Genomic DNA, 17,283 nt, shown 5'->3' with positions numbered 1-17,283 from the left:
CTGGCCGTGTCTTCTCAGGTAGCCCATCGAAAGGTCACTGAGCTAAAGGGTGTTGGCGCTGCGCTAGCGTCCAAACTTTGCAAGCTAGGTATTCATAACTTTCAGGATCTGCTGTTTCACTTGCCGTTGCGCTACCAAGATCGAACGCGCATCACTGCGATAGGAGCGATGCGCCCCGGTGATGAGGTGGTGGTTGAGGCGCGTGTAATCGCGTGTGACATCGTGATGGGGCGCCGCCGAAGCCTGGTCTGCCGTATTCAGGATGGCACTGGTACCCTAACTCTGCGTTTTTTCCACTTCAGCGCTGCGCAAAAGAGCGGCTTGATCAATGCGGATATTCGCTGTTTTGGCGAGGTGCGCCCTGGTGCAAATGGTTTAGAACTGATTCATCCCGAGTACAAGCTGATGAAGGGCGATGGCTTTGATCAGTTGGAAGAGACGCTGACCCCAATCTATCCATTGACTGAAGGTTTGACTCAACCGCGCCTTAGAAGCCTGGTAGGGCAGGCACTCTCCGCTTTGGGTTCTGAACCCTTAGATGAGTTGCTGCCGGACTCTGAGCTAGCGCGCAACCATTACCCCTCACTAACCGATGCCGTGCGCTTTCTTCACCAGCCTCCTGTTGGTGTGGATTTGGAGTCGCTACTTGAAGGGCAGCATCCAGCGCAGAGACGCTTAGCTTTCGAAGAGTTATTGGCACATAACCTATCGCTTCGCGTGGTACGTCATCAGATGCAGACGCAAGGTGCGCCAGCGCTGAAATCGACGGGTCGACTCACGCTGCCGTTTCTAGATCGGCTGCCTTTTTCACTTACAGAGGCTCAGCTTCGTGTGGCACGAGAGGTGGCCCGTGATATGGGGCGCCCTTTGCCGATGTTGCGGTTGGTGCAGGGTGATGTGGGCTCAGGTAAGACCATGATTGCTGTATTGGCCGCGTTACAAGCGGTTGAAAACGGCAAACAAGCGGCGGTTATGGCTCCGACAGAAATTCTGGCCGAACAGCATCTAATCAACTTTAAAAGTTGGCTGGAGCCGCTTGGGATTAAGGTCTCGTGGTTGGCGGGTAAGGTAAAAGGTAAAGCACGGGAAGCGGCATTAGCTGAGATCAGTGGTGGTGAGGCTCAGGTGGTTGTCGGAACCCACGCCCTGTTTCAAGATGAGGTCGCCTTCCATGATCTGGCGATGGTTGTGATTGATGAGCAGCATCGATTTGGCGTCGATCAGAGGCTAAGTTTGCGTGAAAAGGGGCGAAATGACGGTAAAATACCTCATCAGCTCATAATGACCGCTACCCCCATCCCTCGTACACTAGCAATGAGTGCTTACGCTGACCTGGACTGCTCCATCATCGATGAGCTACCACCGGGCCGAACGCCAGTGCAAACGGTCGTGATTGATGACAGTCGTCGCGATCGAGTGGTTGAGCGCGTTGAACAGAACTGCAAACAGGGCCTGCAGGCCTATTGGGTCTGTACGCTGGTAGAGGAGTCCGAAGCGCTGCAGTGTCAGGCAGCCGAAACGACTGCCGAAGAGCTGCGCGAGGCTCTGCCCGATCTTAGAATTGGTCTGGTGCATGGTCGTCTGAAACCGGCCGAAAAAGCGGATGTGATGGCGCAATTCAAAGCGCATGAGTTGGATCTTTTGGTGGCTACGACGGTGATTGAGGTCGGCGTAGACGTTCCGAATTCGAGTTTAATGATCATCGAGAACCCCGAACGACTGGGATTATCACAGTTGCATCAGTTACGCGGCCGTGTAGGTCGAGGGTCGCGAGAGAGTTTTTGTGTTTTGATGTATCATGCGCCTCTTTCGCAGCAGGGTCGCGACCGTTTGGCAATCATGCGTGAGACCAGTGACGGTTTCCGTATTGCAGAGCGTGATCTTGAGTTGCGAGGCCCGGGTGAGGTGTTAGGCACCCGCCAGACAGGCATGATGAGTTTCAGAATCGCCGATCTGCAACGTGACGCTGACATGCTCGACAGTGTCCAGCAGACAGCAGAGCGCATAGAGACATCAACAGAATTAACCCGTCAGCTGTGTGATCGATGGATCCTCAATGCTGATCAATACGCACAGGTTTAAGATGCAACCAACAGAGAGACAGCTTCAAATAGTACGCCAGCAGATCGGTCGCGAGCCTCGCGGTATCGAGGCGATAGCGGCACAAACCCCTAGTGGTGTGCCATTGGTGTTACAGATGCGAAGCCTGATCGATGATAAGCCTTTCCCAACCCTCTATTGGCTGAGCAGTAAGGATTTAAGTGTTGAGATCAGTCGTGTCGAGATGACGGGCTGGATTAAGCGTTTTGAGGAGGAGCTGCAAGAGGATGCAGAGCTTCGTGATACCTACATGGCGCAGCAGAAACACTACATGGAGCACCGCTGGGAACTGATGCGTCCGGAGGACAGACAGCGAATCGAAACTCTTGGGTTCACTAAGATGTTCAACGAGGTAGGCATTGGCGGTATTGCTAACTGGGACAAAGTTCGTTGTCTGCACATGAACTACGCCTACCACTTGGTGGAGCCCAATGTGGTTGGCCAGCGTCTTGATCAAGAGTTTCAGATGAACGAGCTGGCGCCGGAGTTTTAGGTTAATCAGGCACAAAAAAACGCGACCCAAGGTCGCGTTTTTTTGTCTTTGAGTTCGATTAGCCAACCAGCTTCTCGTACTTGATCATCAGTTGCTCTTCAGTTTCAACGTGATCAGGATCTTTTGGAATACAGTCAACCGGACAAACCTCAACACACTGTGGCGTGTCGTAGTGGCCTACACACTCAGTACATTTACTTGGCTCGATCTCGTAGATCTCATCCCCTGGGCTGATCGCCTCGTTAGGACATTCTGGTTCACACACATCACAGTTGATGCATTCGTCGGTAATCATTAGTGCCATCGTGTCTACCTCACTCTAGGCTCAAATCTAAACTAGTTAGAAAAATGTCGTTTCAATGCCGCATCGACAGCCGGATGAACAAACTCTGTCACGTCTCCACCTAATGACGCGATTTCGCGAATCAGCGTCGATGAGATGTACGACAAGTGTTCAGCCGGTGTTAAAAACAGGCTCTCAGCTTGTGGAGCCAACTTTCGGTTCATATTGGCAAGCTGAAACTCATATTCAAAATCTGAAACCGCTCGCAAACCTCGTAAAATGACGTCGCATTGATGATCTTTCAAAAGATCGATCAGTAGGCTGTTAAAGCCAACCACTTCTACGTTGTCGAGGTGTGCCAAGGATTCGCGTGCAAGTTCTACTCGAACATCCAAATCCAGCAGGGGACGTTTTTTTGGGCTCTCTGCCACAGCTACTACAATCTGACCAAACAGTTTGGAGGCTCTCTCCACCAAATCTACATGGCCGTTCGTAATAGGATCAAACGTTCCTGGGTAAGCTACCCTTTTCATCCCAGCTACTCCTAATAGCGGTAATATTCTCGCGGATGGTAACGGAATTGCGTCAAGGCGACAAATTATAGGAGAAACTTTTAATAATTAATAGATATATTAAATTATTTATCTATAACTAAAATTAATTTCTTTTATACAAGCGGTAGCTGACGTCACCTGCCTGTTTGTCGCGATACAGTTGCCAGTTATCTGGAACTAATAGGGTACTTAGCGATCTCTCAGTCTCTATATATATCATCGATCCATCTGCAAGAACTTGATTTTCCTCAAGTAGCTGACAGATGCCTGAAACTAAGTCTTTGTTGAAGGGGGGGTCTAAGAAGACCAGGTCGTATCGAAATTCACGGCTCGCTTGCTGCAGGAGCCATTGAGTAGCGTCTGTTTCGAGCACTTCAGCGTTTTGTGCCTTCAGCTCTTGCAGATTGTGTTTAAGTGAATTGCAGACCAAGCGCGATGCATCAATCAGTGTGGCGTGAGCTGCACCGCGCGACAGCGCTTCAAACGCCAGCGCACCGCTGCCGCTAAACAGATCCAGGCATTTGGCTGCTGGTGTGTAAGCTTGTAACCAGTTGAATAGCGTTTCTCGAACCCGATCCGGTGTTGGGCGAAGTCCTTCACTCTCTGGAAAGCTCAGTTTTCGTGAGCGCCAATCTCCGCCGATGATGCGAACGAACGAGTCATTTGCTCGATTATGAGGGGCGGGTTTGCTGTTTCTGTTGCGTCTAGGGCTCATTGAAAAAGGTCTCTGCCAAAGCAGTTTTAGGTAAACAGAAATTTTAACCTCAGCTTAGGCTAATAGATAGGCTTTCACAGCGTCTGATGTGGTAGAATTCTGGACTTATATTTTGACTGTTTAGTTCCCTCTGATTAGGACTGTTTAGACTATGGAATCTCTCTACAACTGGATGCTTGATAACGGCTATGATCCAGCCATTATCCCTTACGTTGCGGCCGCTTTTGCCGTCGTCATTTTGATTGTGATGATGCGTTATCTGAAAGGGGATAAAACTGAGGCTATTCAGGATTCTGCTTCAGAAAAAAGCGTTGAAGAGAGCGTTACAGAGGCCCCAGTTGAAACACCATCGGTTGACGAAGCGCCCGTTGAAGAGCCGCCTGTTGCTGAAGACGCAGTCGAAGAGGTAGTTGAGCCAGCAGCTGCAGAAGAGACGGTTGAGCCAGAAGCTGTTGAGACCGAAGTGGAGGTTGAACAGACTCCTGCAGAGCCAGAGCCAGAGCCAGAGCCAGAGCCAGAGCCAGAGCCAGAGCCAGAGCCAGAGCCAGAGCCAGAGCCAGAGCCAGAGCCAGAGCCAGAGCCAGAGCCAACAAAAAGCTTCTTCGATCGTGTTAAATCCGGTCTAAGTCGCACGAAAGCCGGCCTGACTGAGCAGATTACAACCCTCTTCGCCGGTAACCCTGAGATCGATGAAGATCTTATGGAAGAGATCGAGACCTTGTTGCTGATGGCCGATATTGGCGTTGAGGCAACGACAGAGATTATCGAACGTTTAACCGATCGTGTAGAGCGTAAACAGCTCTCGGATGGCGACGCTCTGCAGGCGGCTCTGAAACAGGAGCTGGCCGAGCTATTAGAACCCGTTGATCAACCGCTTGAATTACAGAGTGACAAATCCCCAATGGTGATTCTGATGGTGGGTGTTAACGGTGTCGGTAAAACAACGACCATCGGTAAACTGGCCAAGAAGTATCAGGGTGAAGGTAAGTCGGTGATGTTAGCGGCGGGTGATACCTTCCGTGCCGCGGCGGTTGAACAGCTTCAGGTTTGGGGTGAGCGAAATAACGTCCCAGTGGTTGCTCAACATACCGGTGCAGACTCAGCCTCTGTTCTATTTGATGCGCTTGAGTCAGCTAAAGCGAAAAACGTTGATGTATTGATTGCAGATACAGCGGGTCGTTTGCAGAACAAAGATAACCTGATGCAAGAGTTACAGAAGGTTGTTCGTGTGATGCAGAAGTTAGATCCTTCGGCGCCACATGAAGTGATGTTGGTACTCGACGCGGGTACGGGTCAGAACGCCATCAGCCAGGCTAAAGAGTTCAAAGAGGCGGTGGGCGTGACGGGCATTACCCTAACGAAACTCGATGGCACAGCGAAGGGCGGTATTATCTTTGCCATCGCCAAACAGTTTGGTCTGCCTATTCGATTCATCGGTGTCGGTGAGCAAGCTGATGACCTACGTCCTTTTGAAGCGAAAGCTTTTGTTGAGGCGTTGTTCGACTAACTCCTATGGCGGCTATTCAATTCACTAACGTCAGTAAGCGCTATGACTCTGGTCAAGAGGCCCTAAGGTCTGTCGACTTTACATTGGAGTCGGGCGAGATGGCCTTTTTGACAGGCCACTCGGGAGCAGGGAAGAGTACCCTGTTAAAACTGCTGACGCGCGTTGAGCAACCTAGCCGTGGTGATGTGTGGGTCGGTGATCAAAATCTATCTGAATTGTCTCGCAGCGAGATTCCGCAATATCGCCGAACCCTGGGTGTGGTCTACCAGAATCATCGTCTGTTAGAAGATCGCACTGTTTACCAGAACATTGCACTTCCACTGCGTATCGCAGGCTATAACGAAGAGGATATTGGTCGTCGCGTACGCGCGGCACTCGATCGAGTAGGACTGTTGGAGTCAGAGCAGAAGCTCCCACAGGCGTTATCGAGTGGCGAGCAGCAGCGTATCGGTATTGCGCGTGCCATTGTTCATAAGCCTAGGGTGCTGATTGCCGACGAGCCGACCGGTAACCTCGACCCTAGACTCTCTCTCGACATCATGAGTCTATTCGAGCAGTTCAACCGCATTGGAACGACCGTCTTGATCGCGACCCATGATGTGGCGTTGATCAAGCGAATGCGTCATAGAGTGCTGATTTTAGATAAGGGGCGACTGCGTCATGTCCAGTAGTGAGACTCGATCACGCGGCGCCTCTGATATCAGCGTCAGCCGTTGGCAACGCGTTAAACACTGGGCGGTACAGCACCGTCTAGAGAGTGCCGATGCCGTTAAGCGTCTTCTACATAATCGACTGTCGACGCTGGTGACACTGCTGCTATTGGCGGTTGTACTCGCTGTGCCAACCTTTATGTATTCGCTGTTGGGTAATTTGAAACAGCTGACACCGGGTACTGACTTTGAGCCTCAGCTTGCACTCTATTTAAGCCCAGAACTCAAAGCCGACGAGTTAGATCGATTCAGCCGTTCACTCCTGCTGCGTGATGATCTACTTTCGGTTGAATTGATCAGTAGCGATGTAGGTGCCAGCGAGTTTAAAAGCCACTCTGAACTGGGTGAGCTGATCAACCTATTGGATGAGAATCCACTCCCAGCGGTTGTGCTCGCGACGCCGCGTGATCAAGATCCTGCGACCATGAAAGCACTGCGTGAAAGCATGGCAGCCTTGCCAGAGGTGGATGTCGCCGAGTTAGACGTAGAGTGGTTAGAGCGTCTCGAAGTGATTTTAGGCTCATTCTCCAGCATCAGTTTTGTGCTGGCGCTGTTATTGGGTATGACCGTGCTTCTGGTGATCGCTAACACCATTCGTACCATGATCAGCAGTCGCCAAGAGGAGATTGAGGTCAGTTTGTTGATAGGCGCTACCGCTGCTTGGGTGAGACGCCCATTCCTCTATGCAGGACTGCTGTACGGACACTTTGGTGCACTGTTGAGCCTAGTATTGGTTTACTTCTCACTGGCACTTGTCGAAGCGCCATTGGCTGAGTTAACAGAGCTCTATATTGGTCGTTTTGATCTTCAGGGACCTGATTTGTCATTAATCATGGCGCTGTTAGTGGGCGGGACTATACTAGGATGGATAGGGGCATTCATTGCTGTATCCAGACAGATGGGGCAGTTAAATCAAGGCTCTGATTGATCGGATTTAGCCGGATTTGCGTTTATCTGTCACTCTGGTATCTTTTTGGGTCCAGTGTTGGTAAATATTAGTAATTCCTAATGAACTTTTTTGTCAAAACTGGGTCTAACTAGACAGTTAAAACGATTTAAAACAGTGTAAAAAACGAAAGTTTTTGAGGTTTAAAGAGAAATGGGCACTAGCTTGCAATTAGTTGAACATCTGACTCCGGGGCGCGATCTTGACGCTTACGTTCAGAATGTCAGCACTATCCCTATCCTCACTCCAGAGGAAGAACGGGAGCTTGCCGAGCGTCTGCATTTTGAGCAAGACCTTGATGCGGCTCGCCAGTTGGTTATGTCACATCTGCGCTTTGTTGTGCACATTGCGCGCAGCTACAAAGGCTACGGCCTTCCTCTCGGTGATTTGATCCAAGAGGGTAACGTTGGTTTGATGAAAGCGGTTAAACGTTTTGATCCAACCGTCGGTGTTCGTCTGGTGAGCTTTGCTGTTCACTGGATCAAAGCCGAAATGCATGAATTCATTCTTCGCAATTGGCGTATTGTTAAAGTTGCGACGACCAAAGCTCAGCGTAAGCTGTTCTTTAACCTACGCTCACAGAAGAAGAGCCTAGGTTGGATGAACAACGATGAAGTTGAAGCGATCGCAGAAGATCTAGGCGTTGATGCTGCAGTAGTGCGTCAGATGGAGGGTCGCATGGCCGCCACTGACATGGCCTTTGATGCGCCTGCTGCTGATGATTCTGAAGAGAGTGCGCCTGTTGCACCGGCACTGTTCTTGGAAGACAAGTCTGCCGATCCAGCCGAGCTACTTGAAGAGCAGGATTGGGAAGATAATTCTAACCGCCAGTTAGCCGCAGCGATGGGCCAGTTGGACGAGCGCAGTCGAGATATCTTGGCACAGCGTTGGTTGCTTGATGAAAAAGCAACGCTGCACGAGTTGGCCGCTAAGTATGAGGTCTCTGCAGAGCGTATCCGTCAGCTTGAAAAGAACGCGATGAAGAAAATTAAAAACGCTTTAGTCGTTATCTAACGGATGAAAGTGTTGTGAAAAAGCCGCATTAGCGGCTTTTTTTGTGTATGCTTGCGGCCCAAATGAGGTGATGATGCACGCGAAACGTTTTTTGATGATTGGTGCGCTTTTAGCGATGTTTTCGGTGATTTTTGGCGCTTTTGGTGCCCATTTACTGAAAAGCACCCTGTCAGCTGCTCGCTTTGAAACCTTCAGCACCGCTGTGGATTACCAGTTTTGGCAGGCTCTAGGTTTGATGGTGGTCGGTATTACCGGTTTTAAACTCAATAGTAAAAGCTGGCGCCTTGCTGGGTATTCGCTGTTGGCAGGGACGTTGATCTTCAGTGGCAGCCTCTATCTGCTAATCGCAACTGATACTGGTTGGTTAGGAGCGATCACCCCCATCGGTGGTATATTAATGATTATTGGCTGGGCACTGTTTGCCTGGTCGTTACGAACCTTACGGATAGAACAATGAGTGACACAGAACAGCAGCGCCCACACCGTACGATTAGAAGTTTTGTCGTACGCGCTGGACGCATGACAGAAGGGCAAGAGCGTGCAATGAAAGAGAACTGGCCTCTGTATGGGCTAGAACTTGAAGATGGCATGGTCGACTTTAAAACTCTGTTTGGCGATGATCGCCCCGTCACTCTAGAGATCGGTTTTGGTATGGGCGCGTCGCTGGTAGAGATGGCGAGCCGCTCACCTGAGAAGGGCTTTATTGGAATCGAAGTGCATCCTCCCGGTGTTGGTCGTTTGTTAGCTGATGCACGTGCCGAAGGGGTCGACAATATTCGCGTCTATTGTGAAGATGCGATCGAGGTACTGGCACAGTGCATACCGGATGGCTCTTTGGCGGGTGTGCAGCTCTTCTTCCCAGACCCTTGGCATAAGAAGAAACACAACAAACGCCGCATCGTACAGCCTGAATTTGCTCAAACCATTCGTCAAAAGCTGGCGATTGGCGGTGTCTTCCATATGGCGACTGACTGGGAGCCCTACTCAGAGCATATGATGGAAGTGATGAGTGCGGCAGAGGGTTATCAAAACCAGATGGGCGAAGGTCAGTATTCGCCACAGCCAGACTTCCGCCCTGTGACTAAGTTCCAAAAACGGGGTGAAAAGTTAGGCCACGGTGTTTGGGATCTGATGTTCGAGCGCGTCAATTAAGATGGACAATCAACCGAATAATCCACTGCACGGCGTTAAGTTAGCTGATGTTGTCGAGCGTCTTGTGGATCATTACGGCTGGGATGAGTTGGGCGAGCGGATCGATATTAACTGTTTTCAGATCGATCCATCCGTTAAGTCATCCCTAAAATTTTTACGCAAACAGCAGTGGGCTCGCGATAAAGTAGAGCAACTCTACATCGATACCTTCTGCTGAATAGAGAGAGTTAATTATGAAATTGTTAGTCCGTAATTTGGATCGTTCGACCACAGAAGCTGAGCTTAAAGAGCTGTTTGAAGGTTTTGGTAGCGTTCAGTACTGCACCTTGGTGATGGACGAGAAAACGGGCACATCGAAGGGCTTTGGGTTTGTTGAAATGCCTAAACCAGGTGAAGCGAAGGCGGCGGTTAAAAACCTAAACCACACACTGGTTGGCCGTAATATGATTCGTGTAAAAAAAGCGGAAGAGAGAGCGGACTGATCGCTCGAGTCACTTCTCAACTTAATTAAGGAGCCGATATGACAGCAATACTACTCTCAATACTCTCTTCGTTGATCGGTGTGTGGGTGTTGGTATGGTTAATCGGCAATCTGCTGTTTAAGAAAAAGAGCTCGCCGCAAAAAGAGCTCTTCTCGCTACCATTAGCTTGGATGCTGGCCTCAATTGCTGGGGGTTACGCCATTGCTAACGGCGGTCCGCCACGCTTTGATGTGTCTCTACTTCAGTACGGTATTGGCGCCTTTCTGTTGCTGATCTACTACGTCTCTGCCAGCTTTGCGAAAAAGCGCAGTAAAGATTCCGAGTAGTCATTGGGTGATCCAATGGGTTAAAGCTCACTTATAGATGTTAACTCTTTAAGCTGAGATCGCCCATGTTACCCAGTCAAAATGTACAGTGTCCCTATTGTTGGGAGATGATCGAGATTGTCTACGAGCCCGATGAGGCAGAGATGTTTGTCTGTGACTGTACGGTCTGTTGCCACCCCATCCACTTTTCTGTCTCAGTGGATGGGTATGGCGATTATTACATTACACCGCACTCAGAAGATGATTTCTGATCAGTCTTATTCGCGGCCTTTGTAAGACCGCTCCAACAGTGCGCCGACAGAGCTCCAACACTGGGTTGGAGCCTTATCGAGGATGAGGCGATAGATCAGTACTGGTTGATATCCTGATCACTCTTTTTATTGAACAGTGCGCGCAGAGCAATCAGCGTGATCACTGAGATAATACCGACGATCAGTAGCTCATCGATTACGCCAGAATCCAATAGGGTCGGGATCAGATTCAACTTAATCAATAGGCCCGTTAGGATTGACCCGATACCGAAGCTGATAGAGATGTAAGCGAGGTTCAACACCATCTCAATGATGATGAGCCCCAATCCAAGAATCAGCCAGCCGTTTCCGTTTGTAAAAAAATCCATCATTTACTCTTTAATCCGTCGCCAACGGTCTGTGCTAATAGCTCTAATGAGCCAATTGCTTTAGTGATGTCTGTCGGCATGATCACTGTTTTGCTGTTATCAGCTGCTGCAACCTCAGACAGTGCTGCAACCTGTTTCTGTAGAATATCGAAGTTGATCGCCGATTGCCCGCCGTTATTAATAGCATCGGCTATCATGCGCGTCTGCTCGGCGGTCGCTTCGGCTTTCACTTTTATCGCATAGGCATCTGCATCGGCCGCGACTCTTACCGCTTCAGCTTGCTTTTGTGCTTCGTAGAGTTGTGCCTCTGCATTCAGCTCCACAGAGCGTTTTTGGCCTTCTGCCTGCGCAACCTGTGCCCGACGCTGACGTTCTGCATTGAGTTGCTGACGTTGCGCCTCTTTGGTCTGCTCATCCACTTGAACATCGGTGATCTCAGTACGAGTAATCTCAATTCCCCAGACTTCAGCTGCTTTTTGCAGATTGGTCAGGATCTCTTCGTTCATCTGAGCGCGTGATGATTGCAGCTCATCAAGGTCCAGCTTGCCCGCTGCAGAGCGAACAATCGACTCGGCTGTCGTCTGAATGGCTTGATCGATGTTCTGAATACGGTAGACCGAGCGGGCCGCATCGGTAATACGGTAGAAGTTGGTCGCCTCTAGGATCACTTCAACGTTATCTTTGGTAATGACGCTGATCTCAAAGGCCGGTAGCTGGCGTTCAAGTATAGAGATGCGGTGACGCACTTGGTCGATCATAGGGACAATAAAGTTGATCCCTGCGTTCAGGGTTTTGGAGAACTTACCAAAACGTTCAACGACAAATACCTGTGACTGTGGAACAACCTTAACGGCAGACCAGGCGAGTACGAGGAAGAAGATTGCAAAAGCTAAGGTGACGATCATGCCGCCACTAAGGAATTCACCGTTCATTGATCACTCCAAATTGATACTGTTTTACTTAGCATAGTACATAGATTCAGATTAATCTTTGATGGAAAGCTTTAAGATTCGTTTTGGTGCCTGAGTGCATTTATCGCGGCCTTTTTAAGACCGCTCCAACAGAGCGCCAATAGTTCTCCAGCACTGGATTGGAGCCTTATCGAAGATGAGGCGATTGCTCTCTATTGTTGCTGTAGAGACCACATACCAGCATAAACGCCCTGTTGGGCAAGGAGTTCTGTGTGAGTACCCTGTTCCACCACTTCGCCTTTGCGCATCACTAGGATGTTATCGGCATCGATAATCGTCGACAGACGGTGCGCGATCACCAAACTCGTATGGTTTTTCGAGAGTGATGTAAAGGCGTTAAGGATCGCCTGCTCATTGTCGCTATCCAACGCTGAGGTCGCTTCATCAAAGAGCAAAATGGGTGGGCGTTTCAGAATCACGCGGGCAATCGCAATGCGTTGTTTTTCACCGCCAGAGACTTTTAGGCCACGTTCGCCAACCAGGGTATCCACCCCCTCAGGGAGTGCTGCAATGAAGTCATTGAGGTTGGCCAGCTCAATCGCTTTGAGCACCTCTTCTCGGCTTGAACCTGGGCGTCCATAAGCCACGTTGTTATAGATCGTATCGTTAAACAGGACGGTATCCTGCGGAACCACGCCAATCGCTTGTCGTAATGAATGCTGTGTCACTTGGTCGATCGGCTGGCCATCAATGCAGATCTGCCCCGACTGAACATCATAAAATCGAAACAGCAGTCGCGCTAAGGTCGATTTTCCCGACCCACTTGGCCCGACGATGGCGACCTTTTTGCCCGCTTCTACTTTGAAGCTGACACCCTTTAATATTTGACGGTCGGGGTGGTAAGCAAAGTTGACGGAGTCAAAGCAAATGGCGCCCCCCTGAGCTTTTAAATCGCTTGCTTCGGGTCGGTCGACAATCTTAGGCTGCTTCTTCAATAACCCAAACATATTCTCTATGTCGGTCAGAGCTTTACGCACCTCACGGTAGACCATGCCAAGGAAGTTAAGTGGCATGAATAGCTGCAAGATGTAGGCATTAATCATGACTAACGAACCCAAGGTCATGGCTCCGCTCGCAACATCCTCTGCAGCCAACCAGAGCATTAAAATGATCCCAAGTGAGATGATGAATGCCTGACCGCTGTTCAGAATCATCAACGTCATACGAGTCTTCAAACGAGCCGTTTCCCAGCTGGCTAGGTTTTTATCGTACTGGCTGGCCTCATACTCCTCATTGCCAAAGTATTTCACGGTCTCATAGTTGAGCAGGCTATCAATGGCTCGGGTATTGGCTTGAGAGTCGAGTTGATTGGTTTCGCGCACGTAGCGGTTGCGCCATTCGGTAGTGAGTATGGTGAAGTAGATGTAGATGCCGACGCAGACCACAACCACCAATGCGTACCAGACACTGAAGTTGAACAACAAAATGGCCGCAACGAGGCTGATCTCAATCAGCGTTGGTACGATGTTAAAGACCATCATCCGCATTAAAAAGCTGAAGCCATTACTGCCACGGTCAATGTCCCTAGAGATACCACCTGTTTGCCGAGAGAGATGGAAGTCCAGTTCTAATGAGTGGAGGTGGCGAAAGACTTTGAGCACCATCCGGCGCATCGCTCGCTCTGTGACTCGGCTAAACACCGCATCGCGAGCTTCCGCAAAGAAGACCGAGCCAAAACGGAGCATCCCATAGGCTACGACCATCGCAACAGGTACTGTAATCAATGGATTCAGCGAGGCATCTAGACCATCAACGATCTGCTTCAAAGCCAGCGGCATAGCAACCACTGCAAGCTTGGCGGAGATCAACATCAGAAACGCGACCGCCATGCGACGGCGATACTCCCACAAGTAAGGCCAGATCATTTTAATAACCGACCAAGCCTCGCCCATGCCGACAGTGTTACTGCTATTGGAGTCGCTCTTGTAGTGCCGGCCGCCGCCGTGTCGTGACATATAGGGTCTCTGATCAGTAGTTGATGCTAACTTTGCCAGCAGCAGTGATCGCCCTCTCGATGGCCGTTTCTACACTGTCAGCCTGACAGAGAGCCACGCCTAATCGGCGACCTCCTGCGATTTCGGGTTTTCCGAATAGACGCAGTTGAGTGTCGTGATCACTGAGAGCCTCTTTAACCCCATCAAATTGAATGTTCGTAGAGTGCCCATCACCCAATATGACCGCCGATGCCGACGCGCCAAGTTGGCGAATGTTACCGATAGGGAAGCCGAGAATCGCACGGGCATGCAACGCAAATTCAGAGAGGTTTTGAGAAATCAGTGTGACCAATCCTGTATCGTGTGGTCGCGGTGAGACTTCGCTGAAGTAGACCTCATCGCCTTTAATAAACAGCTCGACACCGTAAATGCCAAAACCCGCTAGGTTCTCGACCACTTTGCGAGCGGTCTCTTGTGAGCGTTGTAGAGCAAGCTCCGACATCACCTGTGGCTGCCAAGATTCACGGTAGTCACCTCCCTCTTGGCGGTGACCAATTGGTGCACAGAAGTGGATGCCATCGACGGCATTGACCGTCAGAAGAGTGATTTCGTAATCAAAATCGACAAACCCTTCAACGATGACACGGCCTTTACCAGCACGGCCACCCTCTTGAGCGTATTGCCATGCAGGTGCAACATCCGCTTCAGAACGAACCAGCGACTGCCCTTTACCGGATGAACTCATGATCGGTTTCACGACACAGGGAATGCCAATCTCTTTGATAGCGTCTTGATAGTCGGCCTCAGTATCTGCGAAGCGATAAGCTGAAGTCGGTACCCCCAGTGTTTCAGCCGCTAGGCGACGAATTCCTTCACGATCCATTGTCAGACGCGCGGCACGTGCGGTAGGGACTACCTTGAATCCTTCGCTTTCAAGCTCAAGCAGTGTCTCGGTTGCTAAGGCTTCGATCTCGGGCACGATGTAGTCCGGTTTTTCGCTCTCAACGACGGCACGCAGTGCATCACCATCCAGCATATTGATGACATGACTTCGGTGAGCGACATGCATAGCAGGTGCGTTGGCGTAACGATCGACGGCAATTACCTCTAAACCCATTCGCTGAAGTTCGATGACAACCTCTTTACCGAGTTCGCCAGAACCCAGCATCATGACACGTGTTGCGCTGTTACAAAGGGCGGTACCAAGCATTGTTGACTCCTAAAATTATTACTTCATATTACCATGCTAACTGTTTTAACGTTTAAGCCTCATTTCGCCTCATTTCGCCTCATTGTGCATAAATGCTGGCTCAAGCATGATTTCAGCGTTTTGTTGTTGTGATAAGGCATAGTCTAAAAAGGTTTGTGCCACTACAGACAGTTCACGCCCTTTAAAATAGCCTAAGTACCAATCTGCCTCTACGGGAAGGTGCTCTACTTGTATTTCGCGTAATCCTAGTGCTCCGCCCAGAATTAAGCTATGCCTTGGCAATATGGATACTCCCAATCCTGACATAATAAAGTGCTTAATCGCCTCGTTGCTCGCAACGGTCATACGAATGTTTGGCTTTATGCCAAGTTGTTTAAAATGCTCATCAATCGCTAGCTGTGTCCCTGAGCCTAGTTCTCTTGCGATAAAAGGCTCTTTCGCGAACTCATCAATAGTCATTTTTTTATGACTAGGGAAAGAATGGTGCTGATCAACGACTGGCACAAGATAGTTTGGGGCAAAGCGGTGGAGTATTAAGTCTGGTTCATCCGGCTGATGACTGAAAATAAAGAAATCACTTTCACCCTCAGACAGTGTCTGAATCATCTGTCCTCTATTACCGATTTTAAAATCCACACTAATCCCAGGATACTCTTTTACAAAATCACCAATTAAGTGCGGTGCTAAATATTTAGCTGTTGTTACAGCAGCCAAGCGCAGTGTGCCCGTTTTCATATCTTGAAGGTTGGAGATGCGCATATCTAGACGTTCAAGACTATCAATGATCTCTCTCGCTGACTTTATGGTTTCATGCCCAGCTTCGGTAAATACAATTCGCTTCCCTACAACAGAATATAATGCAGTTCCGACGGAGTCTGATAGCTTATTGAGCTGCATCGAAAGAGTTGGTTGCGATAGATGTAGGACATTTGCAGCGGCCGTTATAGAGCCATGTTTGTAGACTGATAAAAGAATCTCCAGTTGTCGTATGGTTCCAATATGAGAGTGCGGACGTTTCATGTTTAAAGCTCAAAGAATAGATATTAATCTATGCATTTAATAGAAAACATTTAATTTTATCTATCTAATTTTTCAAGCAATCTACCTCTATCTGTTAAATAAGGAGGTGCATATGTGGAAATATGACGAAAGCGATCAAAATGATCAGGTTGCTGCGGATTGGCCAAAAGAGCCAATTCCTCTTCCACCACAACCACAGGTTAGAGATCAATCATAGAAGCAAAAAATAGCTCTGCTCATGCAGAGCTATTTTTCTACTGGAAACAGTCGGTTGGCATTTCCATAAGCTAGCTTTCTGCTGAGTGAAACCAATTCGCCTTATCAGCCTCGGCTGTATAAATCGATGCGAAAGGAATTATGCGGCCGGGTATACGCTTTGCCAGTTTTAGCGTCTCGTTATTGTTGCGGCTGGTAATTAGGATGCGATCAATCTTGTTTCTATTGAGTCGCTCGATAATGTCTTCTATGGTCAATTGCTCTAGGTAGGTTGAATCTAGGTGCGAATGAGCATCAATCATGGGACGCTCGTCAGCTTGGGCGCCACAACTTAACATTGCAATGATTATTAGATATCTCAGAGACACGTTTAAACACTCTGGAGCATTTGGTGAAGCAAGTCGTTGGGATCTTTATTAACAATGATCTGATTGCGTGCTTGAAGATCCACAAATCCCTCATCTTTCGCATGATCTAAGAATTGAAGCATGTGGTCGAAATAGTGATCTGTATTAAGTAGCGCTACTGGTTTTTGATGAAAGCCCAATCTTGCCCAGGTATAGACTTCGAAGAATTCTTCGAGCGTTCCTATTCCGCCTGCCATTGAGATAAAACCATCTGCTAGCTTAGCCATTTTCGATTTTCGTTCATGCATATTGGCCGTAATGTGAAGCTCTGTGAGTTGATCATGTGGTGCTTCATGGTGGGCTAGTGCATCAACAGATACCCCAATTACTTTCCCATTTGCATTAAGAACTGCGTCAGCGAGTGTACGCATTAATCCTGTATTGGACCCTCCATAGACCAGAGTGATCTCTTTGCTTGCTAATGCCTCGCCCAGCTCAACTGCAGCGTCTTTATAAGCAAGATTCTTAACGTCTTTTGCTCCAAGGAAAACGGCTACTGATCTCATGATGCCTCTCTCTAATGCAATGACTTCCAATAATATCATGTGCTTTAGCATTGATTGGTCTTCGAAGGGTTCACTATTACCTTTTAATATGTGAATCTTTTACGACAATTCAGGCAGG

22 protein-coding genes are annotated in these 17,283 nt (G+C 49.1%); 12 read left to right on the top strand and 10 right to left on the bottom strand.

The features are described 5' to 3' along the window. The first annotated feature begins 6 nt into the window (after window positions 1-6). Both recG and XMG59_RS05420 read left to right on the top strand, forming a co-directional pair. Window positions 7-2,082, top strand: a complete 2,076-nt coding sequence (recG, locus tag XMG59_RS05425) for an ATP-dependent DNA helicase RecG (RefSeq protein ID WP_173482623.1) — start codon at window positions 7-9, stop codon at window positions 2,080-2,082. Then, on the top strand, window positions 2,057-2,593 hold the full coding sequence (locus XMG59_RS05420) for a DUF501 domain-containing protein (RefSeq protein ID WP_254443898.1): 537 nt from the start codon (window positions 2,057-2,059) through the stop codon (window positions 2,591-2,593). The genes recG and XMG59_RS05420 overlap by 26 nt, the downstream gene beginning before the upstream one ends. 58 nt (window positions 2,594-2,651) lie before the next feature. Here XMG59_RS05420 and XMG59_RS05415 read toward each other — a convergent pair whose 3' ends face one another. From XMG59_RS05415 to rsmD, 3 genes are all read right to left on the bottom strand, one after another. Beyond that, entirely contained in the window at window positions 2,652-2,897 is a 246-nt protein-coding gene (locus tag XMG59_RS05415; RefSeq protein WP_173481884.1) for a YfhL family 4Fe-4S dicluster ferredoxin, read from the bottom strand. A 32-nt stretch (window positions 2,898-2,929) separates the two neighbouring features. Beyond that, window positions 2,930-3,409, bottom strand: coding sequence for a pantetheine-phosphate adenylyltransferase (gene coaD / locus XMG59_RS05410; protein WP_173481885.1), 480 nt, complete (start codon window positions 3,407-3,409; stop codon window positions 2,930-2,932). A gap of 124 nt (window positions 3,410-3,533) precedes the next feature. Next, a complete protein-coding gene (gene rsmD, locus XMG59_RS05405; protein ID WP_173481886.1) occupies window positions 3,534-4,145 on the bottom strand; it encodes a 16S rRNA (guanine(966)-N(2))-methyltransferase RsmD in 612 nt (203 codons plus the stop codon). Between the two features lie 247 nt (window positions 4,146-4,392). Here rsmD and ftsY point away from each other — a divergent pair, with 247 nt between their 5' ends. The 10 genes from ftsY (at window position 4,393) to XMG59_RS05355 (ending at window position 10,533) form a co-directional block, all read left to right on the top strand. After that, entirely contained in the window at window positions 4,393-5,652 is a 1,260-nt protein-coding gene (gene ftsY, locus XMG59_RS05400; protein ID WP_371731743.1) for a signal recognition particle-docking protein FtsY, read from the top strand. Window positions 5,653-5,657: 5 nt separating this feature from the next. Beyond that, a complete protein-coding gene (gene ftsE, locus XMG59_RS05395) occupies window positions 5,658-6,323 on the top strand; it encodes a cell division ATP-binding protein FtsE (protein ID WP_173481887.1) in 666 nt (221 codons plus the stop codon). Further along, window positions 6,313-7,290: a permease-like cell division protein FtsX gene (gene ftsX / locus XMG59_RS05390; RefSeq protein ID WP_173482622.1), complete on the top strand. Its 978-nt coding sequence runs from the start codon at window positions 6,313-6,315 to the stop codon at window positions 7,288-7,290. The genes ftsE and ftsX overlap by 11 nt, the downstream gene beginning before the upstream one ends. 171 nt (window positions 7,291-7,461) lie before the next feature. Beyond that, window positions 7,462-8,322, top strand: coding sequence for an RNA polymerase sigma factor RpoH (gene rpoH, locus XMG59_RS05385; protein WP_173482621.1), 861 nt, complete (start codon window positions 7,462-7,464; stop codon window positions 8,320-8,322). A 73-nt stretch (window positions 8,323-8,395) separates the two neighbouring features. Continuing rightward, a complete protein-coding gene (locus tag XMG59_RS05380; protein ID WP_173482620.1) occupies window positions 8,396-8,779 on the top strand; it encodes a DUF423 domain-containing protein in 384 nt (127 codons plus the stop codon). After that, window positions 8,776-9,474, top strand: coding sequence for a tRNA (guanosine(46)-N7)-methyltransferase TrmB (gene trmB / locus XMG59_RS05375; RefSeq protein ID WP_173495355.1), 699 nt, complete (start codon window positions 8,776-8,778; stop codon window positions 9,472-9,474). The genes XMG59_RS05380 and trmB overlap by 4 nt, the downstream gene beginning before the upstream one ends. Before the next feature lies 1 nt (window position 9,475). Next, complete coding sequence (locus XMG59_RS05370; RefSeq protein ID WP_173481892.1) at window positions 9,476-9,691, top strand: VF530 family DNA-binding protein; 216 nt, start codon at window positions 9,476-9,478, stop codon at window positions 9,689-9,691. A gap of 16 nt (window positions 9,692-9,707) precedes the next feature. Further along, a complete protein-coding gene (locus tag XMG59_RS05365) occupies window positions 9,708-9,956 on the top strand; it encodes an RNA-binding protein (RefSeq protein ID WP_173495354.1) in 249 nt (82 codons plus the stop codon). A 38-nt stretch (window positions 9,957-9,994) separates the two neighbouring features. Further along, complete coding sequence (locus XMG59_RS05360; RefSeq protein ID WP_173482618.1) at window positions 9,995-10,282, top strand: hypothetical protein; 288 nt, start codon at window positions 9,995-9,997, stop codon at window positions 10,280-10,282. A 65-nt stretch (window positions 10,283-10,347) separates the two neighbouring features. Beyond that, on the top strand, window positions 10,348-10,533 hold the full coding sequence (locus XMG59_RS05355; protein WP_173481895.1) for a CPXCG motif-containing cysteine-rich protein: 186 nt from the start codon (window positions 10,348-10,350) through the stop codon (window positions 10,531-10,533). Between the two features lie 95 nt (window positions 10,534-10,628). On the opposite strand, the gene XMG59_RS05350 is transcribed toward XMG59_RS05355, so the two are convergent. From XMG59_RS05350 to XMG59_RS05320, 7 genes are all read right to left on the bottom strand, one after another. Then, window positions 10,629-10,901, bottom strand: a complete 273-nt coding sequence (locus XMG59_RS05350) for a hypothetical protein (protein WP_173481896.1) — start codon at window positions 10,899-10,901, stop codon at window positions 10,629-10,631. Further along, window positions 10,901-11,833 (bottom strand): SPFH domain-containing protein, encoded by a 933-nt coding sequence (locus XMG59_RS05345; RefSeq protein WP_173481897.1) that lies wholly within the window; start codon window positions 11,831-11,833, stop codon window positions 10,901-10,903. Before XMG59_RS05345 ends, XMG59_RS05350 begins: the two co-directional genes overlap by 1 nt. Before the next feature lie 191 nt (window positions 11,834-12,024). After that, a complete protein-coding gene (locus XMG59_RS05340; protein ID WP_254447060.1) occupies window positions 12,025-13,827 on the bottom strand; it encodes an ABC transporter ATP-binding protein/permease in 1,803 nt (600 codons plus the stop codon). 13 nt (window positions 13,828-13,840) lie between these two features. Beyond that, on the bottom strand, window positions 13,841-15,016 hold the full coding sequence (gene purT / locus XMG59_RS05335) for a formate-dependent phosphoribosylglycinamide formyltransferase (RefSeq protein ID WP_173498331.1): 1,176 nt from the start codon (window positions 15,014-15,016) through the stop codon (window positions 13,841-13,843). Window positions 15,017-15,085: 69 nt separating this feature from the next. After that, window positions 15,086-16,036 (bottom strand): LysR family transcriptional regulator, encoded by a 951-nt coding sequence (locus tag XMG59_RS05330; protein ID WP_173495352.1) that lies wholly within the window; start codon window positions 16,034-16,036, stop codon window positions 15,086-15,088. Between the two features lie 287 nt (window positions 16,037-16,323). Continuing rightward, on the bottom strand, window positions 16,324-16,554 hold the full coding sequence (locus XMG59_RS05325) for a TatD family hydrolase (RefSeq protein ID WP_173495351.1): 231 nt from the start codon (window positions 16,552-16,554) through the stop codon (window positions 16,324-16,326). A gap of 68 nt (window positions 16,555-16,622) precedes the next feature. Beyond that, complete coding sequence (locus XMG59_RS05320) at window positions 16,623-17,216, bottom strand: TIGR00730 family Rossman fold protein (protein WP_217363695.1); 594 nt, start codon at window positions 17,214-17,216, stop codon at window positions 16,623-16,625. Window positions 17,217-17,283: the final 67 nt, after the last annotated feature.

This window comes from Marinobacterium sp. xm-g-59, from assembly GCF_013283315.1.
In the GTDB taxonomy this organism is placed as follows: Bacteria; Pseudomonadota; Gammaproteobacteria; order Pseudomonadales; family Balneatricaceae; genus Marinobacterium_E.
Note: the sequence above shows the minus strand (reverse complement) of the source record. Positions and strands in the feature narration are given on the sequence as shown.